This is a genomic window from Elstera litoralis, from assembly GCF_000963705.1.
GTDB lineage: Bacteria > Pseudomonadota > Alphaproteobacteria > Elsterales > Elsteraceae > Elstera > Elstera litoralis.
The window spans coordinates 1-866 of sequence record NZ_LAJY01000936.1 but is presented as its reverse complement, the minus strand read 5'-3'; the positions used below and the strand labels follow the sequence as shown (position 1 = coordinate 866).

General features: G+C 48.4%; 1 protein-coding gene. It reads left to right on the top strand.

The features are described from left to right. Nucleotides 1-213: 213 nt before the first annotated feature. On the top strand, nucleotides 214-866 hold a 653-nt coding region (locus VZ95_RS24775), incomplete at its 3' end, for a restriction endonuclease subunit S domain-containing protein (RefSeq protein WP_156995513.1).

Genomic DNA, 866 nt, shown 5'->3' with positions numbered 1-866 from the left:
GTCTATCGCAAAAACCCCGACGGAAGTTTTTTGCGCGACAGCCACGGCCACTTCATCGTGGAGCACGATCTGTTCAACCACGATGGGCTGACGGAGGATGGTATCGCCGAAGCTTCGAGGAATTTGCCCGTAAGGAAAAGCTAAGTTTTTTCGGGACGCCCCTTCGACCAAGGCCGCTTAAGCGGTTTGTTGGAGGGGCTTGAGGCAACGGTCTTGAGTTTATCTCAAGTCTTGGCTGACAATCGTGATAAGAGATTAGATAGCCAGTACTTTGGGCGCGCGGCTTTGGTCGCAGACAAACTCATCTTGCGGCATAATCCTGCTCGCATATCTGATATTGCATTAGAGGTTAGAAGCTTTGGCGCTTATGCACTAACCAACGAATTTGAATATCAGGAACAAGGAATCCCATTCATCCGAGGAACTGATTACGCAGGAAATTTCATCAATTTTTCAAATGTTCTTCGGGTATCTGAGGAAGCTCATAGCTTACTCCACAAATCCGAAGTTCTTCCTGGCATGGTCTTGCTGTCAATGTCTGGAAGCGTAGGAAGTGTTGCGGTCGCGCTTGAGAGCTGGTCGTATCCAATCAACTCAAACCAAGATATAGCGAAAATTGTTCCTGATGGTATATCGCCTTTCTTTATGGCGGCCTACCTGTCCTCGCGATATGGCCAAATTCAGATGAGTCGGCTTCCGGCAGGAAGTGTCCAGCAGCACATTTTCCTTTGGATGATTGAGCGTATCCAAGTTCCACGCTTTTCCTCTGGTTTAGAACGCAGAATAGCGCAGCTCGCTGAGCGAGCTTATGAAACACATGAAGCCGTCGGGATCGAATTTCCAACGTGCACAAGATGTCTTGCTTA